Origin of the sequence: Microcoleus sp. T3_A4 (genome assembly GCF_036700465.1) — a bacterium.
Classification (GTDB): domain Bacteria; phylum Cyanobacteriota; class Cyanobacteriia; order Cyanobacteriales; family Microcoleaceae; genus Microcoleus.
The window spans coordinates 64,119-89,186 of the sequence record NZ_JAUBOY010000015.1 but is presented as its reverse complement, the minus strand read 5'-3'; the positions used below and the strand labels follow the sequence as shown (position 1 = coordinate 89,186).

The following is a 25,068-nucleotide window of genomic DNA, read 5'->3' as shown; positions in this document are numbered from 1 at the left end:
GGTCGATCGACTAAACAGTTACAATCTTAATTAATAGTGATGGAGATGGAAAAAAAGATATGCTAAGTTTTTTCTTAACTTGGATAGTAGCAGCGGTTTCGCTGATCATTACCGCTAACATTGTACCAGGTATTGCGGTAGTTAGCTTTCCGGCAGCGATGCTGGCTGCTGTTGTTATCGGATTGGTGAATGCGGTTGTCAGACCGATTCTTACATTGCTGACGCTGCCTTTGACCATTATTACTTTAGGTTTGTTTTTGTTTGTTGTGAATGCAATTTCGCTTTCCCTAGCTTCCTGGTTAGCGGGTGCGTTCAATATCGGCTTTGCGGTTAACGGTTTTTGGCCGGCTTTGTTGGGTTCAATTGTGTTGTCATTCGTTTCTGGGTTGATTGGTCGATTTGTGAATGCCAATACTTTGTCTCAGTAATACATTATCCCAGATACTCGATCGGGCAAACTGCCACCGCTACTGTTACCGCAGAACCCGTCCTAACCCCTCCTTGTGAAAGGGGGGGATTTTTGCTGCGAAATATTTGTTTAGGGACTAAAAGCTTTTCACGGGCGGGTAGGATACCCACCCCACAAGCAGATTCACTCTTTGTGGAACAGGCATCTTGCCTGTTGTTGAGAATGGTACAAGATATCAGTTCGATCGCACAAAGTGCCGCAGCTTCTGCTACGCTGGGCGTCCCGACTTCTTTGACTACAATATTTGAAGGGTTGGGGACTTCTACGGAACTTAAAATGTCAGCAGCAAAGGTTTTTAACGGCCAGTTTCGCGCTTGACAAAGTTCCAGCAAGCCGACTTCACCTGCTTTAGTGTCTATTGTAGCAATACCTGCGATCGCACTTTCGGCTAAATGATAAGCACGGCATACTTGTTTAATCGCAGTTTCGATTAATTCTCGCCCTGTTCCGCGTTCACAACCTATCCCTACCCACAACACTCTTGGATGCCACTGAACCTTTGGCAAAGCAGATTCCGGCGAAAATCTTCTCTGGGTGAAACTAATCCAAATTCGGGCTTTGATAGTTGATAGATTTTCCCCCTCCCAATACAAAGAATGTTTTTCGGGCAGGCTGTTGTGCCACAAAGTAGAACCAACTTCTTGAATTACTTCGACAGTTTCCCCTCTAGCAAGAGCCGCCGCCACTCCAGTCCAGTCACCTTCGCCCCGGCTCCAACCGCTGGGAATGTCTAGCATATCTAAAGTAAATTCATCGCTCATTCTTCAGTTATCTATTCTGTAGTTTCACTGCGACCGCAATCTAAAAAAAAACTTAACACTCTGTTGAGTGAAAATTTTGGTATAATTGTAGCACAAACTACAAAAAAACCAACATTTAAGATGGTAGAACTAAATCAGTTACTGTTAGAGTTTGAAAGCAACCTCAAATGGGAAGGAGTGACAAAAGAATGGATAGAGCGGCGGGAAAGTTGGGTGAGCGATGTGGCAGCATCAGTTAACCTGACATATCTAGCAGAATTGCTAGTTGAATTGGAATCTAACTTGCAGTGGGAATCGGTAGATATTCAGTGGCAAGAGCGTCGGGACCGTTGGGTACAAGAATGTCTGGCAGCATCGATTGTTCAAGAAGTATCAAGTTTATTGCTGGAACTTGAAACCAATACCAATTGGAAAGCGGTGACAGATGAATGGCAGCAGAATCGCGAGAAATGGGTACAGGAAATGCACAAGTTTAACGAGTAGTTTCGAGGGTTAAGAGCCTGCAAATATGCGTTTCCAGGCTCTAAATTTTCCTAATGACTAATCACTAATTCTTTATCTTTCAGCCAAACCCCATTCAGAAAAATATCTGCGAGTCCTTCAGCCATTTCCTGCATTTGCGGCCGAGAAGCATTCGGCTTCATAATCGTATTTTGACTGAAGGGCGCGACTGCAAACATTCCCAAAAATACCTGAGCGACAATCTTCGGATTCATCTTTAGATAAACTTGTTTTTCCATCGCAGTTTTCCAAAAAATCTCCGCCACATAGCTCATTATAAAAAACCAACAGTCTAAATGAATAAAATTTGTACAATTCTAGCACAAACTGCAAACAAGACCAAATTTAATATGGTAGAACTAAACCAATTACTGTTAGAGTTTCAAGCCCACCTAAACGGGGACGCCGTGACGGAAGAATGGAAAGAACGTCGCAACTGTTGGATGAGCGAGGTGTTAGCAGCAAGTGACGAAAAACACCTCGCCAAATTGCTAGTTGAATTAGAATCAAATTTTCAGCGAGAAGCAGTACAAAGTCTCTGGAAAATGATCCGTGAAAGTTGGGTAGAAGAATGTCATATAGCCTCGACGCTAGAAGAAGTATCAAGTCTCTTGCTGGAACTTGAAAGCAATACAACTTGGGAAGTAGTGACGGATGAATGGCAGGATTATCGCGAGAAGTGGGTGCAAAAGATGTACGAGTTTATAGAGTAAGTGGGGAGTAGTGACTACTTATTGGTTATTGGTTATTGATTATAATGACCAATAAGTAACAACCAATAAATAACCCATAACTAATTATTCATCTTTTAGCAAAACCCCATTCAGAAAAATATCTGCGAGTCCTTCAGCCATTTCCTGCATTTCTTGCGGAGAAGCATTCGGCTCCATAATCGTATTTTGACTGAAACCCGCGACTGCAAACATTCCCAAAAATACCTGAGCGACAATCTTCGGATTCATCTTTCGATAAACTCCTTTTTCCATCGCCGTTTCAAAAAAAGCCTCAGCCACATCGCTCATTTTTCCGATGACTTCCAACTGAATTCTGTCGCGCAAATCCGGGTGAAATTGCGCCTCCAAAAAACACACCCGCATCATGTCGCTATTCTCGCGGATATTCAGCATCCGCCGCCGCATCACCTGAGCCACTGCTTTGTAACTGCCCATCTCACTCAATTCAGTCAGCAAATCCGTCAGCAACTCCACCCATCCTTCCGTCGCCACCTCAATCAAAATAGCTTTTTTATTATCAAAATGCCGAAATAGCGTACCCTCGGCTACCCCCGCCGCCGCTGCTAAATCACGAGTTGTCGTGCCGTCGTATCCGCTGCGGGCAAACAACCGCTGAGCTGCTTGTAAAATTCGCTTCTTAGTTTCTGTTTCAGAAGGAGGAGACTGATTAAAAATTCGCATGGCTTTGCAATCGGTAATTGGCAACTTGGAACTACGGGTTCGGGACTAAATGGCTAAATAATGTTAAGTTTTAAGTTGTGCGCGGCTTTTATCCCAAACTTAAAACTCCTCGCCGGGCTCCAGACCCTTTTTGAGATTTGCTGTATCAGCCTAACATCTGCGGCGCAACAGATCGCTTATGCCTCCAAAAATCTTTATCCTTAGAAAAGAATGCCTGGCCACCGAGCACAAACATTTTTTTGTTTGACAATCCAAAATCTAAAATCTAAAATCTACAATCGAATGACCCCGCAGTTCCAAAAACCCCGTGAAGCGAAGCTATCCCGTAGGGAATCGCCCGTGAGCAAAACTCGATTCATTGCCTCCCTGCTGGCCGCTGTACTGCTGTGGTGGGGACTTTCTCCCGAAATCGCCCTCGCCCGCCCCAACCCCGCTAGCGGCTCCCAAGCAGTCTCTGTTCAACCGTCGCTCGATCGAGTAATCAGCCAAGTCAGCGAATTTAAGCTCGACAACGGCATGAAATTTATCGTACTCGAAAGGCCCAGAGCGCCCGTAGCATCGTTTCTGATTCACGCCGATGTCGGCGGCGCAAACGAACCCGACGGCCAAACAGGCGTCGCTCACTATCTGGAACATTTAGCCTTCAAAGGCACGCCAAAAATCGGCACTACCGACTACCAAGCCGAAAAGCCGCTGCTAGAAAAACAAGACCAACTCTTCGAGCAAATGCAAGCAGCCAAGGCCAGCGGCAAAACTGAAGAAGTCGCCCAATTAAAAGCAGAATTTGACAAAGTTGAAGCCGAAGCTTCGCAATTTGTTAAGCGCAATGAACTCGGCAAAATAGTGGAACAAGCAGGCGGAGTCGGACTAAATGCCGCTACTTCCACCGACGCCACAATGTATTTTTACAGCCTTCCAGCTAACAAGTTAGAAATGTGGATGTCGCTGGAATCTGAGCGATTTCTAGAACCAGTATTTCGGGAATTTTACAAGGAAAAACAGGTAATTTTAGAAGAGCGCAGGCTGCGAACCGAGAATTCTCCGATCGGACAAATGGTTGAAGCTTTTGCCAATAAAGCTTTCTCTGTACATCCCTACCGTCGCCCGGTAATTGGCTACAGTGAAGACATTAAAAACCTCACCCGCAGTGACGTGCAGAAGTTTTTCGAGACTCACTACGTCCCCAGCAAGCTGACTGTTGCGGTGGTAGGAGACGTGAAAGCTTCGGAGGTGAAGCGACTAGCTCAAATTTATTTCGGCCGTTACAAGGCTTCACCAGCGCCTCCAGAATTGCAGATTGTCGAACCTCCCCAAACGCAAACGAAGGAAGTCACGCTGAAATTAAAAACTCAACCTTGGTATTTGGAAGGGTATCACAAACCGGCGATGAATCATCCCGACAATGCCATTTATGAAATGATGGGTTCTTTGCTCAGCGATGGCCGCACTTCTCGGCTTTACAAATCTTTGGTAGAAGAGCAGCAATTGGCGCTGGCTGCTCAAGGTTTCAGCGGTTATCCGGGGGAAAAGTATCCGAATTTGATGTTATTTTACGCTCAAACTGCTCCGGGCCGCACGGTTGATGAAGTAGCTGCAGCTTTGAGCAAGGAAATCGATCGCCTGAAAACTGAGCCGGTTTCTGCTTTGGAATTGGAGCGAGTGAAAACTCAGGCGAGAGCCGATTTGTTGCGATCGCTCAATTCTAATATGGGCATGGCATTTGCGCTGGTGGACTATCAAGTGAAAACCGGTTCGTGGCGAAATTTGTTCAAGGAATTGGATGCGATCGCCGCTGTTACTCCCGCTGACATTCAGCGTGTCGCTCAGGTAACTTTCCGCCCGGAAAATCGCACGATTGGAAAGCTTTTGCCGCTGTAAGAAGAAGGTTCGGCAACGGATTCTGTAACGGATGTAACGGATGTCAGTCCGATGGAAGTCGGAAGAGGGAAGAAGGAAGAGGGAAGAGGGAAGAAGGAAGAGGGAAGAAATACTCGTTTCCAGGCTCTGCCTGGGAACGCATATCGGCGAGGCTCTGCCTCGAATTGTCAAATTAGGAAACATTGGAGAAAGAATGAAAAGGACTAAATTGAGACTGAAAAAAGTAAAGTTATTTCTGCTGTCGCTTTGCTTTTTTACTGTTTCACTGGGCACGTTTAATTTGTTACCTTCCTTCGCGGCTGCACCGAAACACTACGACGAATTAACATTCCCGGCGGTGCCAGAAATTAAACTGCCTAAATATACTCGCTTCGAGCTGAAAAATGGCATCCGGGTGTATCTGATGGAAGACCGGGAACTCCCGTTAGTCGGGGGAACGGCGCTATTTCGCACGGGCGAGCGTTTTGAACCTGCCGATAAAATTGGATTGGGAGGTTTGACGGGAGAAGTGATGCGAACTGGCGGCACGAGTCGGCATACGGCTGATGAATTAAATCAGTTGCTAGAACAGCGAGCAGCTTCGGTAGAAACAGGGATTGATGTTAGTTCGGGCAGCGCTAATTTTAGTGCTTTAGCTGAAGATTTGGAACCCGTATTTGACTTATTTGCAGAAGTGATTCGGGAGCCAATATTTGCTAAGGAAAAGTTGGATTTAGCGAAGAACCAAACTCAAGGTGCGATCGCCCGCCGCAATGACGATCCTGACGGTATTACCGGCCGCGAGTTTCAAAAATTAATTTATGGCGATCGCAGTCCTTACGCGCGCACGGTAGAATACAAAACCCTCGCCAATATTTCCCGCGACGATTTGGTGAGTTTCTACCAGAAATATTTCCATCCCAAAAATATGATTTTGGGTATTTCTGGCGATTTTGATACAGCTAAAATGCGATCGCTCGTCGAGCAAAAATTCGGCAACTGGCAACCGAGTCAAAGTGCAGAAGTGCCTGCACTACCAACCGTAGCGCCAGCAAATGGGGGCGGCGTATTTTTGGTAAATCAGCCGCAATTAAGTCAAAGTTACGTGCAAATGGGACATTTGGGCGGAATGCTCAGCAGTCCAGATTACGGTGCTTTGGATGTGATGAATGGGGTTTTGAACGGTTTCGGTGGCCGTTTGTTTAATAACGTGCGATCGCGCCAAGGCTTAGCTTATTCAGTATACGCGGCTTGGAGTCCGAGATATGACTATCCGGGGGTGTTTGTCGCAGGAGGCCAAACGCGATCGGATGCCACAGTACCATTTATCCAGGCAATTCGCGCCGAGATCGATCGTATCCGCACCGAACCAATTACCCCGGAAGAATTAGCTTATGCTAAAGATTCCACCCTGAATTCTTTCATCTTCAAATTTGAAAATCCCAGTCAAACTTTGTCGCGATTAATTCGCTACGAATACTACGGTTATCCCGAAGATTTCATTTTTCGCTACCGCCGCAGCATCGAAACAGCAACAATTGCCGACGTGCAGCGCGTAGCCAAGACTTACTTGAAACCGGAAAATTTGGTAACATTAGTAGTGGGAAATACTGCCGCTATTCAACCGCCGTTATCGAGTTTGGGAACTTCGGTCAAAGTGGAATCTGTTGATATCACAATTCCCCCAGCGACTTAATCGGTAACAAAGGCTTGCATTCCTCTGTTTTCAGGAGACGGCAATGCCTTGTCCTCCGCCCAAGGTAAGGACACGGCAATGCCGTGTCCCTACTACTAAAAATCAATGCTCAAAGGCGCTCTTGGAAACGGAATCACATCCCGAATATTCCCCATTCCCGTCATAAACTGCACTAACCGCTCAAATCCCAAACCAAACCCAGCGTGAGGCACAGTACCGTAGCGGCGCAAATCCAAATACCACCACAATTCCTCCTTATTCATACCCTGGGCTTCCATGCGCCGCTCCAACACATCCAGCCTTTCTTCCCGCTGCGAACCGCCGATAATTTCCCCAATATTAGGAGCCAAAACATCCATTGCTCGCACCGTTTTCTCGTCATCATTTAAACGCATATAAAATGCTTTAATCCCCACGGGATAATCGCTGACAATTGTCGGCTTTTTAAACAAGTCCTCAGCCAAATAACGCTCGTGTTCTGACTGCAAATCTAAACCCCAACTTACCGGGAAATCAAACTTTTTGTCTGCTTTTTCCAAAAGTGCGATCGCCTCCGTATAAGTAATCCGCTCGAACTGATTATTAATGATATTTTCAGCAGTAGCCAAAACCGTTTTGTCAATGCGCTCATTGAAAAACTCCATATCTTCCGGGCAGCGCTCCAAAACGTATTTAAAAATATACTTTAAAAACGCCTCCGCCAAATCCATATCTCCCTGCAAATCACAGAAAGCCATCTCCGGTTCAATCATCCAAAACTCAGCCAAATGCCGCGAAGTATTAGAATTTTCCGCTCGGAAAGTCGGGCCAAAAGTGTAAACATTTCCGAAAGCCATCGCCATAACTTCCGCTTCCAACTGCCCGCTAACTGTTAAATAAGCGCGCTTTCCAAAAAAGTCTTTAGCATAATCAACCTCTTGCGAATCAGTGCGCGGCACATTCTTTAAATCAAAGTTGGTAACGGCGAACATTTCCCCCGCACCTTCGCAGTCGCTAGCAGCAATAATCGGAGTATGAACCCACAAAAAACCGCGTTCTTGAAAAAATTGGTGTACCGCCGCCGAACAAGCATTGCGGACTCGAAAGACAGCACCGTGGGTGTTTGTGCGCGGCCGCAAATGCGCGATTGTCCGCAAAAATTCAAAGGAATGGCGTTTTTTTTGCAACGGATAAGTTTGCGGGTCTGCATCACCGTAAACTTGTACTTGTGAGGCTTTCAACTCAATTCGCTGTCCTTTTGCCGGAGATGCTACCAGCACTCCCGACACTTCTAGAGATGCACCTGTATTCAGTTGTTTCAGTACATTTTCAAAATCTGGCAAATCGGAATTTATGACTACTTGCAAGTTGGCCATCGCCGAACCATCGTTGACTTCGACAAAGGCAAACTCTTTCAATTCGCGCTTAGTACGAACCCAGCCTTGAACAGTTACAGTTTCGTCGGGTTCACCTGAACGCAAAATTGCTGCTATTCGTTGATTTGTCATAATATCCACTCCTGTTTATTTAATATTTTGCACCATATTTCTCTCTTTTCTCTTCCTCTGCGCCCTCTGCGCCCTCTGCGGTAAATAAAAAAATCAAAAATCCCAACATTGTTCAACCTGCATAGGATTTCAAAATCCAACCGATCAAAATACCGAGTCCCCCAAAGCGAACTGCTTGCCAAAAAGGTTGTTTTATGCTTCCCCAAGAAAACAGGCTGCTTTCTAAATTCAACTCGATAGTTTCCAATTCTTGCTCAATTTCCCGCAATTCTTTTTTGAGTGGTGGCAAAGGATTTCGGCGCCCCGACTGGCGGATTTCTTCGCGCCGATGGCCGAGTTCGACTTGGCGCTGTCGATCAACCTGAATTTGAGTGTACCGTTCTTTGACTGCCGCGAGCGATCGCTCAACTGCTGCGATCGCTTGAACAAACTCGCTTTCTTGCTCTTCCGGATTTAACTCTGACGGCTGTTGAGGCATTTCGATCTGCAAACCTGACAATAATAAAAAAAACCGATTTCCAATTAAATTGTTATTATATGCAGTATATTTTCTAAATTAACGAACTCTAGCCAAATAGACATAAGTATAGCAACTTTATCGGCATTTAAAACGTTTTTAATTGCTGAAACCCTTGATTTTCTCGCATTTTCCTTCTTCCTTCTTCCTTCTTCCTTCTTCCTTACCACCTATGCTTGAAACTACACAAACAACCCAAACTGTCAACCTCAACGAGCTGAGCACGGTAGAACTAGCCCAAGCTCTAGCCGGGCGCCTCGCCATCCACGAAAAAGATTGGCACCGCCTCAAAGCCAACCGTTCCGCGCGGGCCTGCGAGCAAGCTGCGGCCGCTTTGGTGTTTTTGCTCAAAAAACAGCCTGAAGAAGCTCTCCCGCGCTTAAACCAAGCAGCAGGATGGCTGGATCGATCGATATCTGCTCCTCCCTGTCCCACCCACGGCAAATAATTAGATTGCTTCGTTGTTCCTAACGCTTCGCGGTTTTGATTTGGGAGTTTTGACTTGATTAGTCGCTCAAAACTTAGACAATCGCGCCGCCCGATCGAGCAGCGCGATTGTGAGTTCAAAAGATTTATACTTTTTTAACTCAAAACTAACATTTTGCATTATGATCAGCTATCAATAGCCAGAGCGTTCAAATTCTCACTGCCAACTTCAGTCCGGGAACGAAAAAATTTCCAGGTCTAGCTGAGGTAAAAACTGCTGCCAAATAGCAGTTCTAGCGCAAGCGAGGCAGCCGGTAGCGACTGGGAAGTTCTTTGCACAGCCGTAACTCTGTACCTTGAGAATTCCACTCTACCCGATCGAATATTTGGTAAAGAATAAACAACCCCCTACCGCATTCCTGTTCCACATGGGGTAGTCCAGAGTTATCTGCAACGTCCTCTGCTAGGAGACTGTCGCAATCATCGGTATAAAGGTTACAACTGCAAGGGGCCTTAAAGCCAGAACCTTCATCCGATATCACCCACCAATATTGGTTTTGGACGATCGAAAAACGGACTCCAACAGTTTTACCGGGGTCTAACTTGTTTCCATGCTTAGCAGCATTTACCAAAGCTTCTTGAAGCCCCAACCGCAATTCCGCTTGCCAGTGATCCGGAAGCTCTGCTAGGAGCAGATCCAAAATAGGACAAAGGTATAGGGTAGAAGCGAAGCTAATCGTAATCCAATTGCGTCCGACGGGACGAGGTGAAATAGCAATCACTCAGAAAACTCCCTAACTTTCAGGTGGATAAAGTTCACACCCTGCATAGTTGGCTCCCTAGTATTCAAAATGCTAATTAATTGAGCGGCGCAGCTCTACTTCTATCTTAGAGTATCCAAGCAATTAAGAACAGCAAACCACGTCACAAAATATTCAGCGATTCTGAGAAACTTCTGCAGAGAACCATCAGTAATTTTACTTATAGGTTCTCCCAGCAGCGAAATTTTTGAGCTCGGCTTTGGCCAACTAGCAACCCAACGGCTAGCTGCATCCCCGAAGCCGTCAACACATCTTGAACAAACGATCCCCACCTGGAAAAGCTCGCAAATAACTATAAAAAAGTCGATCCCTTGACCGTCCCCAATCAGGTTCGACCCTCGCACCCCTAGGCAAGCGCCATCGCCCAGAACTTGCTCAGACCGCCAAACAGCCAAATCATCATACCTAGGTATGTTGCAGCCAAAACCCGATTTATTATCCCAAATGCGATCGGGCAAAATATCTCCCATTGCTGCGCCCCTCCCAAAATCAATATTTGTTACAAAACTTATTAATCCTGAGTGCGGGAGATCGCGATCTCCCGCACTCGCCCAAATTGACCAATCCTTTGCTGGCGAAACTCCGAGGCGTTGGTCAAACTATATAAATCTGAATATCGCGATACAATAGTTAAAGTAAATAATTATTTCTTTACATTATGCAAACAACCCCAGCCATCACCGCAGCCCCCATAGCCGGCACTTACTGGCAGTGGCGGGGGCATTCAGTGTACTACGTTCGATCCAGCGATCGGCATCCAGAACGCCCTCCCCTACTGTTAATTCACGGTTTTGGAGCATCCACAGACCACTGGCGCAAAAATATCAGCGGCCTGAGCAAAGATTTTGAAGTCTGGGCGATCGACCTGATCGGATTCGGGCGATCGGCAAAACCCGAATTGCAGTACAGCGGCGACCTCTGGCGCGACCAACTCCACGACTTTATCACCAACATCATCGGCCGGCCCGCCGTACTAGCTGGCAACTCCCTCGGAGGCTACGCCGCCTTGTGTGTAGCTGCCCAGCGCCCCGAATCAGCAGCCGGACTCATATTAATCAACAGCGCCGGCCCCTTCAGCGAACCGCAGCCCGCACCTGAAGCCCCGCCCTTGCAAAAAGCTATATCTGCAGTAGCTAAAACCTTATTTCAGCAAGATTGGGCAAGTTTTCTGCTGTTCCAGTACGTGCGCCAGCGATCGACAATTCGGAAAACCCTAGAAAAAGTATATCTCGACCAAAGCGCCGTCACAGACCAATTAGTAGAAGAAATATACCTTCCCTCCTGCGATCCCGGTGCCCCCAAAGTATTCGCCTCCGTATTCCGAACACCCCAAGGCGAAAAAATCGACGTATTGCTAAGTCAATTAAACTGTCGGTTGCTAATGCTGTGGGGAGAAGGCGATCCGTGGATGAATTCCGCAGAAAGAAGCGCCAAATTTCGCAAACACTATCCGCAGTTGACAGAACACTTTATCAAAGCTGGTCACTGTCCCCACGACGAAGTACCAGAACAGATAAACGAACTGATTCGCGCATGGATAATTGACCAATAATCGATCGGCATCTTGATAAATTTCCCCCGACCGTGTCCTCCCTCGGAGAGGGGGAAAATAATCAGATTTGCAGTAAAAATATATTTATTGTGCCAACATAAAGCCAGTTAATTTATACTTACATATTCTGAGGAGATGCCAACCATGACCAGCAAAAAGACTCGTCGCAATTTTATATTGAGCAGTATAGCTGTTGCAGGTGGCATTGCAGGTGCTAAGGCGATCGAACAGCAGGATCGGGAAATCGCAGCCGCACCCAATAACCAGGCGGCCGCCACAGTAAAAATGCCAGAACGACTGTTAGGCAACACCGGCGTGAAAGTGCCGATTTTCGGTTTGGGGGGAGGCGGACAAACACCGCTGTCGCAGCCGGGAAGAGAAGCAGAAGCGGCGGTACAAATTGAACGTGCGATCGAACTAGGCATTCGCTATTTTGACACGGCGGCCGAGTACGGGCCCAGCGAAGAAAACTTAGGCAAAGTTTTGCCCAAATATCGATCGCGCCTATTCCTAGCCACAAAAACCTCCGCCAGAGACAGAGATGGCGCGTGGAGAGACTTAGAGCGATCGCTCAAAAGATTAAAAACCGATCAACTAGACTTGTGGCAACTCCACCACGTCTCATTCCAAGCCGAATTAGACCAAATTTTCAGTGCCAAAGGAGCAATAAAGGCGATCGAAGAAGCCAAACAGCAAAAAATTATTCGTTTTTCCGGCATCACCGGACACCACGAACCTGCTATCATTGTGGCAGGCCTGGAGCGCTATCCTTTCGACACAACATTAATCTCCCTCAACGCCGCCGAAAAACATCATCCGCGCTCCTTTGTTACCAGCGCTTTACCAGTAGCCAAAGCCAAAAACATCGGCGTCATAGCCATGAAAATACCCGCTTACGGCAAATTATTTCAAAACGGTGTTTTAGAGGGAATGCACCAAGCAATGGGCTACACGCTTTCACTTCCCGGCGTGCACTGCTGCATCATCGCCGCCGACTCAGTAAAGCAATTAGAAGAAAACTTTAAAGTCGCCCAAGCATTCAAACCCCTGAACACAACAGAAATGGCAGCACTTGAAAAACGCACCGCCGCCGCTTGGCAAGAAAATACATTTTTCAGACAGTGGACTTAAGATATCAACTCCAAAATTCCCTTTTTCATCTGTGTTTATTTTAGTGTTTTTATTGTGGCGCGGGCGTCCCGCCCGCGATCTCAAATCCACGCTTCATCGGAATTATTCATCTTTCTTGTCTCCCTCTGTGTTCTCTGCGTTCTCTGTGGTTAAATCCTTCCGATCCAACCGGAAACGATATGAATCATAGTTTTGTATGAAAACTCAAGTCCTCACTACGAACCTGCAACGTTTATGTTACTAAACTTGATATCATCTGCGGTGAAAATACCTCAAATCACAAAACAAGGCGAGCCAACCAGGTCGCCTTGTTTTTTATCATAAAATATGCACTTTGTCAACAGCAAAAAGCTACTTTTTTTTCCGTTTCGCCTTATCTAACCGCCTGCGATCGCGCCACTCAACAGAAGTCAAATAAGCGACACCGCCAGTCACAGTTAGCAGCAGTACAAAGGCAACTAAAACGAGAATATTAGCAATCGAAAATTCCACAACCCCTCTTCCTCTGATTTTACATTTTCTACTTTCGATTTTAGATGAAAAATGTTAACAATTAACAGTTGAATATTCAAGGCTAACTGTTAACTGTTAACACTCCCTTCAAACTGCTGGCAACTCTGACAAAATTGTAAACCTCACATGATTAATTGCCAGACTTCCCACGGAAACCTCCTCCTTATTTAAAGGAAGACCGCCGCTAGTGAGACTTTGAAACCGAATTCCCTTGCCAATTTCTACGTGATACCAAGCCAAACCCATAAAAAATCGCAACGGATAAGGGCCTCTGTCTTGAATATCATCAGGATTAGATTCCATTGGCACCCAGCCAAAACCCGGAATGTAAAATTCCAGCCAAACGTGATTGAAATCTGGCTCTAGCGACACACCTTTTCTGTCAGCAAAAGCCGGACACTTGTAGCGCCCGATCGTGCGGCAAGCAATCCGGTTCAACCTTGCCAAAGCCAACAACAAGCCCACGTACTCGCCACAAGAACCGATGCCCCGGCGTAATACAATATCGGGAGTGTCAATGTGAGGCCTAATCCCGTAAGAAAGTTGGTCGTAAACAAAATTGCGAATGCTCAGTAACTGCCTGAGAATATTAGTTTCTGAGCCAATGGCAGCCACAGCAGCCGATCGCACAATCTCCGTATCCATCGCCAAATTGTCATTATCAACCAAATACTTAGCTGCAAACTCCGGCGACAGCTTCGGACTCTTTTCGACATCCCGAGGCGACAACTGATACTTAATCGATCGAACTTCTAACAAAGCCTTCCAGCCAAAAATTCGGCGTTCCCCAGGGTGCAGCCGATCGAACTTAAACACCGCCACCCGTTCTCCTTCCTGAATTTCCTCAGTAAAAGGCATTCCAATCGGCGTAATTTTCCTGACCTTTTGTCGGTGAGTTTGCGAAGGCAAAGCAATCCGCCACTCCAAATTTTCGATTTCTACCTCATCGAGGGGAGACAGTTCCTCCACATAAGACATTTCCATCAAAAAACCGTTTGACAAAGCGTAGCGCTCAGCTTCATTGTAGTGAAAAGACAAGGGCTGAATAAAAGTGCGATCGCGCTTCGTCAACTGAAAAGGATCTTCCGAATTCGGGTCATCTCGGATGTAAAGTTCATCCCCGGCATAAGCCACGTACAGAACCTCCTCCCCCGTTTCGGAATCCTTGTGAAAAGCCAAACCAGAAGGCGACTCAAAGGGAGTCAAAACGCTAAATTTAATCTCCCCAGTTCCCCGTTCCAAACAGTAAACAGTTTGCTCAGTTTTGTCGCAAACCCAAATTTCCTCATCCCGGACTGTAATATTTTCTACCCCAATACCGGGAGCGTAAAACCGAGTAATTTCCCGACCAGTTTTCAGGTCAAAAACCAGAATCGAGTTTAATCTCTGGCAAGTCACATAAAGCGTAGATTTCCAAACAGCAATCCCGTCAGCAGGATAAGAAAGTGAAACAAAATGTTCCGGTTTGAGTTCAGCGATCGCCCCGTCCCGAATTGCGCCCCGACAGCAACAAATATCCTCATCCCGCGCAAACCAGAGAGTATCTTCCGAAATAGCCAGCCCCGTTGCGCCGGTAAACTTAGCCGTTTGAAATGGATTCAAAACAGTAGTGTTGTCACTTTCTCGATCGATCTCCAATAGCAGCCCTTCGGCGCGATCGACAGCGAACAACCTATTTCCTAAAAAAGCAATGCCGTGCAGTGCCAAGACTCCGATGGGTCTGACCATCCGCAGCCCCGAAGGCTGTTTGTCCGAGAGAACAGGTGAATCGAGATTCATGCTAAATTTCTTGCCGGTATTGTACAGAAAAACTGATTTGTAACTTGTAGCCGAGCGCTTGAGGTTCACCAGCAAAATTGCCGAGTTTCCTGATATCCAGGACTGACGCATCAACCAGGTGTTTTTACGAAAAGAGGCGTTGTAGCCTCTTGCTAGAGTTAAAAGACCCCGAATATTAGTCTTTGTCAAAGTTGGGTTTAACAAGCTCAACCCAACCTGCAGCAGTGAATGGAAGTAAGTATAACTACTAAGCTACCACTGACAAACGCGACAGAGAATTCTATGTTGAGCAGATCGACCCAAATAATCGTATCTGCCTGAAGATATAAATTAAGTACAACAGATTACGATATCCGTCAAAACCTTGGATAGAATAAAACCGTGCGATAAAGTTCCTAGGTTCATCAGAAGGCAGGTTCGTCATGGCTTTGAAGTCTGCTCTAAATATCGGTGCTCTTTCCTTAATTCTGTCTTTAGAGGCAGTTGCCGCCGGTAGTTTTTTAATACCAGCAGAGGCTCTCAAAAGCCCCGCAAACATTGTCCAGCGCCCCTCACCACCGCAGTTACCCCTCAACTGGCAAACAGTTCAACCCCCTGAACCCAGCGGAAGCAGACCGAACAGCCAGCAATTGGGAGCGGCGTGGAATAGCTTTCAACCGCCGGAGGACGGAGTACCCGGAAGGCGGGAAGGGGGAGGAACCCGCGGCTTAGAATGCCCCACGGCCACAACTGCCTTAACTGCCTTGATTCCCCAATCAACTATGGGGCAAACCATATCAGCAAAGCCAACATTTTTCTACTACCTTCCCGTAGCCCTCGACAAAACAGTTCAGTTTGAGTTAGCAGACCAAAGGGACAAAACACTATACAAAAAAAGTTTTCGCATGGTAACTAGCCGTGCAGGTGTCGTTAGCGTCAGCCTTGGCTCCGACGACAACTCGCCAGCCCTGGAAGTTGGCAAAAACTATCAATGGTACTTTACTATCAAATGCAACCCCAAAAATACACAAGATGATGTTCTCGTTTCCGGGTGGATCAACCGCACTGCTGTCGCTCCAAGCGTGAAAACAGAGTTGGATCGATCGTCCGATCTCACCAAGCTCAGCATCTTCGCCCAACAAAATCTCTGGTACGAGTACCTGGCAACTCTAGCTAAATTGCGTCTCCAGTCTCCCAGCGATTCCAGTTTAGCGATCAAGTGGTCAGCAGTTTTGAACTCAGTCGAACTCGGCAAAATAGCCCAAGAACCCTTAGTCGCCAGTGAAATAACACCGATCACAAGAAAATAATTCAATACCAGTTTCACGCAAAGAATGTAACGGTAGGCCCGTGCCCCAAACCCTGATAGCCATAAGTCATTGCCAATTCTCAAATCTAAAATCTAAAATCTAAAATGGTATTTGGCAGCGCCACAGATGATTTTTGCCTGTTGCGGGTTGTTTGGTCGAGCGTCCTAAATAAATTAAAATTTGTGTACTGATCAGCAGTTCGGACTTCTGGCATCTTGAAAGGCGGACGGTGGAAATTTTGATGGTCAAATTTCGCCTAATACTAAATGATAAACTGGCATAGTGAAGCAGCCGACAAACTTATTTTAGAGAAATTATTAATTATGCGCCCGAATGCAAATATTGCACTATTTCGGTTGGGGATTTCACTTCTAACTGCACTGCCGATGGCTTGCTTTTATGCCAATAAAGCTATATCCCAAACAAACGATATTTCTCTGTTGCCTGTCGCCGCTGACAACTCAGCAGATACGGGCAATCAAGTATTAGCACTGCAAAAACTCGAAATCAAGCAGGATGAAACAGCAACAAACTTAAATCAGCTTCCCGATGCGATCGAGACCAACCCTGAACCAGAAACACAATCGAACCCCGCCGAGAACAGCCAAGAAGCCTGTTCCACAATCGATGGAACTGCTTGTGGTGGGGGCATCTTGCCCGAACAAACAAATCTGGTTGACAGCGATCCCCAATGTCAGAACCCGCTAGATTGCAATCATCTTTTAGCCCAGAACCAACCCTCGCTGCCTCCAAACCTGCCACCGCCGCCGACGGAGCCCGATCCAAATCGCGATCGATTTTTGCAACCCGCCCCGCAGCCTTCCCCAGAACCTCCCCAAGTACCACCCACAGTAGCGCCGCCGTCCCCGTCGCCAGTTCCCCCAACCCTGCCGAATACACCAATTGAGGTGCAGAAAATTCAAGTAGTTGGCAGCACAATTTTAAGCCAAGATGAAATTAATGCCTTAGTCAACCCCTTAGAAGGCCGTTCTACCACCCTAGAACAGCTCAAACAAATCGCCGACAAAATTACCGAAATTTACCTCAATCGTGGCTACATCACTTCGAGAGCAGTCTTGCCGCCCCAAACTATCACCGCAGGGGTAGTCCAAATTCAAGTGATTGAAGGCAAGCTAGCCCGAATTGAGGTAGAAGGAACTAAAAGATTGAATCCGAGTTACATCCGCAGCCGGATTCGTCTCGGTGCGGGAATGCCTTTAAGCACAGCTTCATTAGAAGACCAACTCCGGCTGCTGCGAGTCGATCCTTTATTTGACAATGTAGAAGCCAGTCTGCGGGCGGGGGATAATGAAGGCGAGAGCATTCTGATAGTCCGAATCTCGGAAGCTAATCCATTTCAACCTAGTTTCAGCATTGACAATTACTCGCCTCCCAGTGTCGGTTCGGAAAGATTGGGAGTTAGTTTGCGACACCGCAATATAACAGGAAATGGCGACGAACTGGCAGGGGCTTATTATCGATCGCTCGGCGATTCAGACGTGTTTGATTTTAGCTATCGCGTGCCGCTAAATGCGATGAACGGCACTTTGCAATTGAGGGCAGCCCCGAACCGCAACAGTATTGTGCAAGCACCTTTTGATACTTTTGATATTTCGGGAAAATCGCATTTATTTGAAGTTAGTTACCGCCAGCCACTGCGGAGAACGCCGATCGAAGAATTTGCCTTATCTGCCGGTTTTACTTATCAGACAGGCAGAACTTTTGTCGCCGGCGAACCGACTCCTTTTGGCATCGGCCCGGACTCCAATGGTGTCACCACTACGAGTGCAATTAAGCTGGGACAGGACTACATTCGGCGCGACCCGCAGGGTGCTTGGGCCGTGCGATCGCAATTTACGATCGGCACTAGCTTGTTTGATGCTACTCAAAACGAAGGTTCCGATCCCGACGGACAATTTTTTAGTTGGCTGGGTCAAGTGCAGCGAGTACAGCGATTGAATGACAAACATTTATTAATTTTGCAGGCTGACTTGCAGTTGTCAGCTAATAGTTTGTTGCCTTCACAGCAATTTGTAATTGGCGGCGGACAATCTTTGCGCGGCTACCGCCAAAATGTCCGTTCTGGCGATAACGGCTTCAGAGTTTCCATCGAAGATCGGATTACTTTGCAGCGGGATGCTTCGGGAAATCCCAAACTTCAATTAGCTCCCTTTTTGGATGCGGGTACGGTGTGGAACGTTGCGAACAATCCTAATACATTAACCAATCAGACATTTTTAGCAGGTTTAGGTTTGGGGGTAATCTGGGAACCGATACAGCGGGTGAACCTGCGAGTAGATTACGCTTTTCCTTTGGTGAGAATTAGCGATAAAGGCGACAATCTGCAAGATAAGGGAATTTACTTCAACATAATTTATACGCCCTAAAGGGACTTACTGATATCTGGCATCATTGTCAGCAACAGGCAAGATGCCTGTTCCACAAAATATAAATTTTATTGTGGAACAGGCATCTTGCCTGTTCATAAAAGGCTAATTGAGAATGCTGCAACCTATGATAACTTAGGCACTCGCGGTGTCCTGACTGGGGGTAATATTAATTCCCACGCTACCGGAGTTGGTATTAGACGCAGGTAGCTGTCCCTTGAGAAAAATCAGCTCGCTTTACAAACCACAGTCAGCCAGTCAAAAGATAATAACATCGACGAGCCAACGCTCCCGCAGCCGATTCAAGTTACATCTCTTAACGTCTTTGCCTCACCCTTGACGCAGCCAATGACAGACAAAGATTATGAAAAATGATAGAGTTTGTCCTTAACATAAATAATTTTTTCTGACAACTAACCCCCAGCCCATCTTAATTTTGATGACCTCTGTAAAAAATGAGCCAACGCTAAGCAGATTTGCCTATCCAAAAAGAAACTAGAGCTTTTGGCTTTTACGGATTCGCTAGAGAAAGGTTTAGTTGACCCCCTCTCCCAATTCTTAACTCTCCCAAAAAACAATTATGCTGCCAGATAAATACCGAAAAGTGCATCGCTGTCTCCCTCTGGTGATGGGAGTTGTATTCGCTACTACCTACAGCATCCCCATCAGTGGCCAACCCAGAACTACCAGAGTGTCTCAGTCATCAACAACAGAAAACCTTAACCCATCAGGAATAAAACAACCAGTACAAGCATTTGCTGGACAACTCGCCGTGTTTTTAGGACATGAGGCGGATCTCACCAGTGCTGTCTTTAGCCCCGATGGCAGTAAAATTTTGACGGCGAGTGAGGATGAAACTGCCCGTCTATGGGATCTTCATGGCAATCTTTTAACGGTATTTCGAGGTCATGACAAAGAAGTCAGACGTGCTATCTTTAGCCCCGATGGCAGCAAAATTCTGACAATTACGGATTATGAAGCAGTCCGCCTGTGGCATCTCAAGGGCAATCTCCTCAAAGAGTTCCGAGGCGTTGACAATGGCGATAAAGTCATAAATGCTGTATTTAGTCCAGATAGCCGGCAAATTCTCACCATTAGTCGCTTTTATAAGCAAGTCGGTTTTGGGGATACATTCCATCTATGGGATACCAATGGCAATCTCCTCGCACAGTTCCAGGGTCGTCCGGAGAGGAGAAGTGGTGGATCAATTTACTCAAAAGCTGTATTTAGCCCGGATGGTAGCAAAATCCTCACTGTCGATACGCATGGAACCGTTTGCTTATGGGATATCAAAGGCAATCTGCTCAAAGAGTTTCAGGGACATAAAGATATTGTCATTCGTGCAGAATTTAGTCCCGATGGCAACCAAATCCTAACAGCAAGTTCAGATAAAACTGCCCGTCTGTGGGATGTTCAAGGCAATCTCCTCAAAGAGTTTCAGGGGCATAAAGAGCTAGTTTACAGTGCAGAATTTAGTCCAGATGGCCGGCAAATTCTCACTGCTAGTCGTGATACAGCCCGCCTTTGGGATCTTCAAGGCAATCTTTTAGCAGAATTCCAGGGACATGAAGTTTATAGCTGGGGTGTACAAGGATTTAGTCCTGATGGCCGACAAATTCTGACCAGTAGTCGAGATGGAACTGCTCAAATTTGGGATACCAAAGGCAATCTCCTGGCAAAGTTGCGGGGACATGAGAGTGCAGTGAGTGCCGTATTTAGTCCAGATGGCCGGCAAATCCTCACCTTTGGTTGGGATCAAGTGCCTCGTTTGTGGGATATGTCAGCCTCAATTGCTGCTGAATCTGAGCAAATAGTTGCTAGGGAAACCCTTCTAGAAAATGTGTCCGAGAATAATGCTCAACTGGCAATATTTCGGGGACATGAAAGTTTGGTTAGCAGTGCTGTCTTTAGTCCCGATGGCCAGCAACTTCTCACCGCGAGTCGAGATGAAACAGCACGATTATGGGATCTTAAAGGCAATCTCCTGGCAGAGTTTAAAGGACATGAAGAAGGCGTCTATCGAGCAAGATTTAGCCCCGATGGGAGTAAAATCCTCACCACCAATGGTGAAAACATCCGTTTGTGGGATAACAAAGGCAATCTTCTCTCTGTATTGCAAGGAGGCAGTCACATCAATGCAGAATTTAGCCCAGATGGTAGCAAAATCCTCCCCAGCGATTGTCAGTGCTATCCGGTTAGCTTGTGGGATAGCCAAGGTAATCTCCTGACTGAGTTGCGGGTGCCCAGGAAAGTTGAGGACATAGAAGAATGGCAGTGGATCGTTAACAGTGCAACATTTAGTCCCGATAGTAGCCAAATTCTCACCGCCAGTGAGGATAAAATTGCCCGATTGTGGGATACCAAAGGTAATCTCTTAGCCGAATTCCCACTCGGACATGAGAAGGCTGTCAAAAGTATCGTTTTTAGCCCCGATGGTCGTCAATTTTTGACAGCAAGTAATGATGAAACTGCCCGTCTGTGGGATCTTAAAGGTAATCTCCTTACCGAGTTCCGGGGGCATAAGGAAAGACTCGAAAGTGCTGTATTTAGTCCTGATGGAAGTCAAATTCTGACTGAGAGTTTAGATGATACTGCTCGTCTGTGGGATCTCAAAGGTAATCTCTTAGCAGAGTTTCGGGTAGATGAAAGACATCTTGGACGTGTAATTTTTAGCCCGGATAGCCGGCAAATTCTGACCACCAGCAGTGAGACTTTCGGCCCTGGAATCGCCCGGTTGTGGGATACCAAAGGTAATCTCTTAGCAGAGTTTCGGGGACATGAAGGTGCCATTCACAGTGCAGTCTTTAGCCCCGATGGAAGTCAAGTTCTCACTGCTGGTAATGATGGTACTGCGCGGTTGTGGGATGTCTCAGTGGCAATTGCTGCCCAAGCAGAACAAATGGCTGCCCTACAAACCTTTCAGGAAAGCTTGTCCCAAAATAACGCTCAACTGGCAGAGTTACAGGAGAACCAGGAAGTCCAGCGTGCGGTATTTAGCCCGGATAGTCGCCATATTCTTACCACGACAGAGAAAGTGGTTCACCTGTGGGATACCAACGGCAATCTTCTAACCGAGTTTCAAGTTTCTAAAGAAAGGCTCTCCAGACCAGTATTTAGCCCCGATAGCCGACATATCCTTGCAGTGGGTGATGAAACTGCCTACTTGTGGGATATCAAAGGTAATATCCTGGCAAAATTCCAAGGACACAAGGGTTCTGTTACAAGGGCAGTATTTAGCCCAGATGGGAATCAAATTCTCACTGCTAGTATAGATAGTACCGCCCGTCTGTGGGATAACAAAGGAAATCTCCTGACTGAGTTTCGGGGGCATGAGTATCAAGTTAACACCCTAGTCTTTAGTCCAGATGGAACTCAAATCCTTACCAGCAGTTCGGATAAAACCGCCCGTCTGTGGGATACTCAAGGCAATCTTTTAGCAGAGTTTCGGGGGCATGAGTGGGTTGATAATGCCATCTTTACCCCCGATGGCCGGCAAATCCTTACCCTCGGCAATGATTCCCACGGGTATGCCCGTCTGTGGGATACCCAAGGCAATCTCCTAGCAGAGTTTCGGGGGCAGAAGGATGTAGAGAAAGGCTCTAGTTCTAGCAGCAGCGTCGTATTTAGCCCGGATGGTCGGCAAATTTTAATCACCAGTGGGGATAGACTGTCCCGGCTATGGGATATCAAAGGCAATCTGTTAGCCATATTCCGAGATCATGAGAGTTCTGTCAACACCGCCGTATTTAGTCCAAATGGAAGCCAAATTCTCACCGCCAGTGAGGATAAAACCGCCCGTCTGTGGGATAACAAAGGTGATCTTTTAGCGATATTCCGGGGACATGAGGATAGTGTCGAAAGTGCAGAATTTAGTCCCGACGGTCTACAAATTGTCACTGCCAGTCGGGATAGAACCGCCCGTGTATGGGATATCTCCACAGGAATCAAAGTTTCAGCCGCTGAAGTCGCATTTTTCAATGGAAATCAACTTTCTAGCCAAAGCACAGTCGACTCAAGAAAACTAGCCCTTCAAAAGTTAGAAGAATCCATCGCACTCTCTCGTGCAGAGAGAAACTACGCCCAAGCCACACGCACTCTCCTTTCAATGGGTAAAATTTACGCCAATTTCGGACAATTTCAATCTGCCCTAGACTCCTACAATCAAGCATTACCCTTATCAAAACAAGCCGGTGCAAAAGCCGAAGAAGCCGCTATCCTCAACAGTTTTGGTCAACTCTACACCGATTTAGCCGACCCAAAAACAGCCCTCGATTACTATAACCAAGCATTGCCCTTATTTTATCAATTAAATGACCAAACGGCAGTCGCCAACACCCTCAACAACATTGGTGATATTCACGCTGCTACAGGAAACTGGAAAAATGCCCTAAACTCCTACAACAAAGCCCTGGTCATCTCTCGACCCGCAGTTAATTTAGCAGCAGAAGCTACTGCCTTAACTGGCATTGGTAGCACCTACATCGCTTCAAAAGAATGGTCAACTGCCCTGAATGCCTACAACCAAGCCCTAAAAATCTCCCGACACCTAAACGACAAAGTAAAAGAAACCACAGTCCTCAACCAAATGGGGAAAATACAAACTGCTTTAGGTCAGCATTCTACCGCCCTTGAAAACTATAACCAAGCCTTATCTCTATCCCAACAACTCGGTTACAAAACAGAAGAAGCGCACATCATCTACAATCTTGCCATCTTAAACCGCAAACAAAATAACCTCACAGTTGCCCAAACCGAAATCGAAACCGCAATTAATATTATTGAAAGCCTCCGCACTCAAATCGGTAGCCAAGAACTGCGCCAGTCTTACTTTGCCCGCAACCAAGATTATTACCAGTTTTACATCGATTTGTTGATGCAACTGCACCTGAAAAATCCAGATAAAGGTTATGACGCACAAGCTTTTCATGCTAGCGAACGTGCCCGTGCCCGCAGTCTGCTTGAACTCCTTAGCGAAGCCAGCGCAAATATTCGCCAAGGTGTTGACTCGCAACTGCTAGCACAAGAACAAAATTTGCAACAACAACTTAGTGAGTTTCAGACTCGCAAATACCAAATTGTCATCGCTCAATCTACCCAAGAAGCTGTGAATGAAATTCAACAAAAAATCGACACAGTTCTCAAGCAACTCGCTCAAATAGAAGCTCAAATTCGCGCCAGCAGTCCTCGTTACGCTGCTCTAAAATATCCCGAACCTCTCAACTTGCCACAAATTCAACAACAGGTACTCGATGACAATACGCTACTTTTAGAATATTCTCTGGGTGAGGAGCGCAGTTATTTGTGGGCGGTGACGAAAACTTCTTTCACCAGTTACGAACTCCCTTCTCGCACCGAGATTGAAGCCACGGCTAAGAATTTTCGCGATACTTTAACCAAAGCCACCACGAGAACCTCTCCTCAAATGGTTGCCGAATCTGCTGCACTTCTGAGCCAAACGATCCTCGCTCCGGTTGCTTCTGAGTTGGGCAACAAGCGCTTGCTAATTGTTGCGGATGGAGCCTTGCAATACATTCCTTTTGGCGCCCTTACTCTGGAAAAATCTGAAGCGCCGCTAATAGTTAAGCATGAAATTATTAATCTGCCTTCTGCTTCAACTCTGGCTATTCTGCGGCGGGATATGGCGACTCGTCAACCGGCTCCAAAGGCGATCGCCTTGTTTGCAGATCCAGTTTTTAGCACGGACGATGAACGGCTCAAAGGCACGAGTACATCCTCTGTAACGAAGAATCAAACTGTTGAAAATCTGCCAGTGGAAGCGCAACAATTACAGAGATCTGCATCAGAGGCTAACATTTATTGGACTCGCCTACCTTTCTCGCGAACTGAAGCTGAGCAAATCCTGGCTTTGGTACCCGATGATTTGGAAAAACAAGCGTTTGACTTTACGGCTAATCGTACTACGGCAACCAATCCCGATTTATCTCAATATCGCATTGTTCATTTCGCTACGCACGGATTTGCTAATAGCAAACATCCAGAATTATCGGGATTGGTGCTATCTTTAGTTGATGAAAAAGGTACGTTACAAAATGGCTACCTGCGACTGAATGATATTTTCAATCTCAATTTACCGGCTGAATTGGTGGTGCTGAGCGCGTGTCAGACGGGTTTGGGAAAAGACGTTAAAGGAGAAGGGTTGGTGGGTTTGACGAGAGGGTTTATGTATGCGGGGGCGCCGCGTGTGGTGGTTTCTCTGTGGAGTGTTGAGGATCAAGTAACTTCTGAGTTGATGACACGATTTTACAAAAAAATGCTCCAAGATAAGTTGGCGCCTGCTGCGGCACTGCGATCGGCGCAAATCGAAGTGCTACAGCTTTCAGAATGGCAATCTCCTTATTATTGGGCTGCTTTTGGGCTGCAAGGAGAATGGAATTGAGTGCGCTTCTGGCGGGAGAGAGGGAGAAAGTGGGGGAGTGCGATAGGAAGAAAATATTTCCTTCTTGCTT

The 25,068-nt window shown here is 46.5% G+C and carries 19 protein-coding genes and 1 pseudogene; 11 read left to right on the top strand and 9 right to left on the bottom strand.

Translation table 11 applies throughout. The features are described from left to right. Positions 1–59 precede the first annotated feature (59 nt). Complete coding sequence (locus tag QUA07_RS10800) at positions 60–428, top strand: phage holin family protein (protein WP_333046840.1); 369 nt, start codon at positions 60–62, stop codon at positions 426–428. A gap of 4 nt (positions 429–432) precedes the next feature. Here QUA07_RS10800 and QUA07_RS10795 read toward each other — a convergent pair whose 3' ends face one another. Then, on the bottom strand, positions 433–1,230 hold the full coding sequence (locus QUA07_RS10795; protein WP_333324841.1) for a cobalamin biosynthesis protein: 798 nt from the start codon (positions 1,228–1,230) through the stop codon (positions 433–435). Between the two features lie 120 nt (positions 1,231–1,350). On the opposite strand from QUA07_RS10795, the gene QUA07_RS10790 reads away from it, so the two are divergent. Continuing rightward, positions 1,351–1,713, top strand: coding sequence for a hypothetical protein (locus QUA07_RS10790; RefSeq protein ID WP_333083390.1), 363 nt, complete (start codon positions 1,351–1,353; stop codon positions 1,711–1,713). A 50-nt stretch (positions 1,714–1,763) separates the two neighbouring features. Here QUA07_RS10790 and QUA07_RS10785 read toward each other — a convergent pair. Beyond that, positions 1,764–2,006, bottom strand: a pseudogene (locus QUA07_RS10785) (TetR/AcrR family transcriptional regulator); the annotation flags it as partial. Positions 2,007–2,081: 75 nt separating this feature from the next. Between QUA07_RS10785 and QUA07_RS10780 the strand changes: the two are divergent. Beyond that, entirely contained in the window at positions 2,082–2,444 is a 363-nt protein-coding gene (locus QUA07_RS10780; RefSeq protein WP_333324839.1) for a hypothetical protein, read from the top strand. Positions 2,445–2,528: 84 nt separating this feature from the next. Here QUA07_RS10780 and QUA07_RS10775 read toward each other — a convergent pair whose 3' ends face one another. Then, the gene (locus QUA07_RS10775) at positions 2,529–3,146 is read right to left on the bottom strand and encodes a TetR/AcrR family transcriptional regulator (protein WP_333083393.1); all 618 of its coding nucleotides are present in this window, start codon (positions 3,144–3,146) and stop codon (positions 2,529–2,531) included. A gap of 282 nt (positions 3,147–3,428) precedes the next feature. On the opposite strand from QUA07_RS10775, the gene QUA07_RS10770 reads away from it, so the two are divergent. Together QUA07_RS10770 and QUA07_RS10765 are read left to right on the top strand one after the other, a co-directional pair. After that, positions 3,429–5,024 (top strand): pitrilysin family protein, encoded by a 1,596-nt coding sequence (locus tag QUA07_RS10770; RefSeq protein ID WP_333324836.1) that lies wholly within the window; start codon positions 3,429–3,431, stop codon positions 5,022–5,024. Between the two features lie 193 nt (positions 5,025–5,217). Continuing rightward, on the top strand, positions 5,218–6,699 hold the full coding sequence (locus tag QUA07_RS10765) for a pitrilysin family protein (protein ID WP_333324889.1): 1,482 nt from the start codon (positions 5,218–5,220) through the stop codon (positions 6,697–6,699). Between the two features lie 95 nt (positions 6,700–6,794). Here the strand turns inward: QUA07_RS10765 and asnS are convergent, their stop codons facing one another. Together asnS and QUA07_RS10755 are read right to left on the bottom strand one after the other, a co-directional pair. Next, positions 6,795–8,186 carry an asparagine--tRNA ligase gene (asnS, locus tag QUA07_RS10760; RefSeq protein WP_333324834.1) on the bottom strand — a complete coding sequence of 464 codons (1,392 nt, stop codon included), beginning with the start codon at positions 8,184–8,186 and terminating at the stop codon, positions 6,795–6,797. Positions 8,187–8,298: 112 nt separating this feature from the next. Continuing rightward, a complete protein-coding gene (locus QUA07_RS10755; RefSeq protein WP_333324832.1) occupies positions 8,299–8,664 on the bottom strand; it encodes a DUF2203 domain-containing protein in 366 nt (121 codons plus the stop codon). 211 nt (positions 8,665–8,875) lie between these two features. Here QUA07_RS10755 and QUA07_RS10750 point away from each other — a divergent pair, with 211 nt between their 5' ends. Next, positions 8,876–9,151 carry a DUF6439 family protein gene (locus tag QUA07_RS10750; protein ID WP_333324830.1) on the top strand — a complete coding sequence of 92 codons (276 nt, stop codon included), beginning with the start codon at positions 8,876–8,878 and terminating at the stop codon, positions 9,149–9,151. A 271-nt stretch (positions 9,152–9,422) separates the two neighbouring features. On the opposite strand, the gene QUA07_RS10745 is transcribed toward QUA07_RS10750, so the two are convergent. Both QUA07_RS10745 and QUA07_RS10740 read right to left on the bottom strand, forming a co-directional pair. Then, positions 9,423–9,911 (bottom strand): anti-sigma regulatory factor, encoded by a 489-nt coding sequence (locus QUA07_RS10745; protein WP_333083403.1) that lies wholly within the window; start codon positions 9,909–9,911, stop codon positions 9,423–9,425. A gap of 101 nt (positions 9,912–10,012) precedes the next feature. Beyond that, on the bottom strand, positions 10,013–10,420 hold the full coding sequence (locus QUA07_RS10740; RefSeq protein ID WP_333324828.1) for a hypothetical protein: 408 nt from the start codon (positions 10,418–10,420) through the stop codon (positions 10,013–10,015). A 188-nt stretch (positions 10,421–10,608) separates the two neighbouring features. Here QUA07_RS10740 and QUA07_RS10735 point away from each other — a divergent pair, with 188 nt between their 5' ends. Further along, positions 10,609–11,502: an alpha/beta fold hydrolase gene (locus QUA07_RS10735; RefSeq protein ID WP_333324826.1), complete on the top strand. Its 894-nt coding sequence runs from the start codon at positions 10,609–10,611 to the stop codon at positions 11,500–11,502. A gap of 144 nt (positions 11,503–11,646) precedes the next feature. After that, positions 11,647–12,633: an aldo/keto reductase gene (locus QUA07_RS10730; protein ID WP_333324824.1), complete on the top strand. Its 987-nt coding sequence runs from the start codon at positions 11,647–11,649 to the stop codon at positions 12,631–12,633. A 351-nt stretch (positions 12,634–12,984) separates the two neighbouring features. On the opposite strand, the gene QUA07_RS10725 is transcribed toward QUA07_RS10730, so the two are convergent. Together QUA07_RS10725 and QUA07_RS10720 are read right to left on the bottom strand one after the other, a co-directional pair. Further along, positions 12,985–13,125, bottom strand: coding sequence for a hypothetical protein (locus QUA07_RS10725; RefSeq protein ID WP_006631167.1), 141 nt, complete (start codon positions 13,123–13,125; stop codon positions 12,985–12,987). Positions 13,126–13,233: 108 nt separating this feature from the next. Next, the gene (locus tag QUA07_RS10720; protein ID WP_333324887.1) at positions 13,234–14,925 is read right to left on the bottom strand and encodes a transglutaminase domain-containing protein; all 1,692 of its coding nucleotides are present in this window, start codon (positions 14,923–14,925) and stop codon (positions 13,234–13,236) included. A gap of 422 nt (positions 14,926–15,347) precedes the next feature. Here QUA07_RS10720 and QUA07_RS10715 point away from each other — a divergent pair, with 422 nt between their 5' ends. The 3 genes from QUA07_RS10715 to QUA07_RS10705 all read left to right on the top strand — a co-directional run bounded on the left by QUA07_RS10715 (position 15,348) and on the right by QUA07_RS10705 (position 24,998). Continuing rightward, positions 15,348–16,214 carry a DUF928 domain-containing protein gene (locus QUA07_RS10715; protein ID WP_333324822.1) on the top strand — a complete coding sequence of 289 codons (867 nt, stop codon included), beginning with the start codon at positions 15,348–15,350 and terminating at the stop codon, positions 16,212–16,214. 266 nt (positions 16,215–16,480) lie between these two features. Next, positions 16,481–18,601 (top strand): ShlB/FhaC/HecB family hemolysin secretion/activation protein, encoded by a 2,121-nt coding sequence (locus QUA07_RS10710; RefSeq protein WP_333324820.1) that lies wholly within the window; start codon positions 16,481–16,483, stop codon positions 18,599–18,601. 580 nt (positions 18,602–19,181) lie between these two features. Continuing rightward, positions 19,182–24,998 carry a CHAT domain-containing protein gene (locus tag QUA07_RS10705; RefSeq protein ID WP_333324818.1) on the top strand — a complete coding sequence of 1,939 codons (5,817 nt, stop codon included), beginning with the start codon at positions 19,182–19,184 and terminating at the stop codon, positions 24,996–24,998. Positions 24,999–25,068 lie beyond the last annotated feature (70 nt).

What these genes read in the sequence shown, in the direction of transcription:
- QUA07_RS10800 (WP_333046840.1), top strand. Translation starts at nt 60, where the DNA reads ATGCTAAGTTTTTTCTTAACTTGGATAGTAGCAGCGGTTTCGCTGATC.
- QUA07_RS10795 (WP_333324841.1), bottom strand. Translation starts at nt 1,230, where the DNA reads ATGAGCGATGAATTTACTTTAGATATGCTAGACATTCCCAGCGGTTGG.
- QUA07_RS10790 (WP_333083390.1), top strand. Translation starts at nt 1,351, where the DNA reads ATGGTAGAACTAAATCAGTTACTGTTAGAGTTTGAAAGCAACCTCAAA.
- QUA07_RS10780 (WP_333324839.1), top strand. Translation starts at nt 2,082, where the DNA reads ATGGTAGAACTAAACCAATTACTGTTAGAGTTTCAAGCCCACCTAAAC.
- QUA07_RS10775 (WP_333083393.1), bottom strand. Translation starts at nt 3,146, where the DNA reads ATGCGAATTTTTAATCAGTCTCCTCCTTCTGAAACAGAAACTAAGAAG.
- QUA07_RS10770 (WP_333324836.1), top strand. Translation starts at nt 3,429, where the DNA reads ATGACCCCGCAGTTCCAAAAACCCCGTGAAGCGAAGCTATCCCGTAGG.
- QUA07_RS10765 (WP_333324889.1), top strand. Translation starts at nt 5,218, where the DNA reads ATGAAAAGGACTAAATTGAGACTGAAAAAAGTAAAGTTATTTCTGCTG.
- asnS (WP_333324834.1), bottom strand. Translation starts at nt 8,186, where the DNA reads ATGACAAATCAACGAATAGCAGCAATTTTGCGTTCAGGTGAACCCGAC.
- QUA07_RS10755 (WP_333324832.1), bottom strand. Translation starts at nt 8,664, where the DNA reads ATGCCTCAACAGCCGTCAGAGTTAAATCCGGAAGAGCAAGAAAGCGAG.
- QUA07_RS10750 (WP_333324830.1), top strand. Translation starts at nt 8,876, where the DNA reads ATGCTTGAAACTACACAAACAACCCAAACTGTCAACCTCAACGAGCTG.
- QUA07_RS10740 (WP_333324828.1), bottom strand. Translation starts at nt 10,420, where the DNA reads ATGGGAGATATTTTGCCCGATCGCATTTGGGATAATAAATCGGGTTTT.
- QUA07_RS10735 (WP_333324826.1), top strand. Translation starts at nt 10,609, where the DNA reads ATGCAAACAACCCCAGCCATCACCGCAGCCCCCATAGCCGGCACTTAC.
- QUA07_RS10730 (WP_333324824.1), top strand. Translation starts at nt 11,647, where the DNA reads ATGACCAGCAAAAAGACTCGTCGCAATTTTATATTGAGCAGTATAGCT.
- QUA07_RS10720 (WP_333324887.1), bottom strand. Translation starts at nt 14,925, where the DNA reads ATGAATCTCGATTCACCTGTTCTCTCGGACAAACAGCCTTCGGGGCTG.
- QUA07_RS10715 (WP_333324822.1), top strand. Translation starts at nt 15,348, where the DNA reads ATGGCTTTGAAGTCTGCTCTAAATATCGGTGCTCTTTCCTTAATTCTG.
- QUA07_RS10710 (WP_333324820.1), top strand. Translation starts at nt 16,481, where the DNA reads ATGATAAACTGGCATAGTGAAGCAGCCGACAAACTTATTTTAGAGAAA.
- QUA07_RS10705 (WP_333324818.1), top strand. Translation starts at nt 19,182, where the DNA reads ATGCTGCCAGATAAATACCGAAAAGTGCATCGCTGTCTCCCTCTGGTG.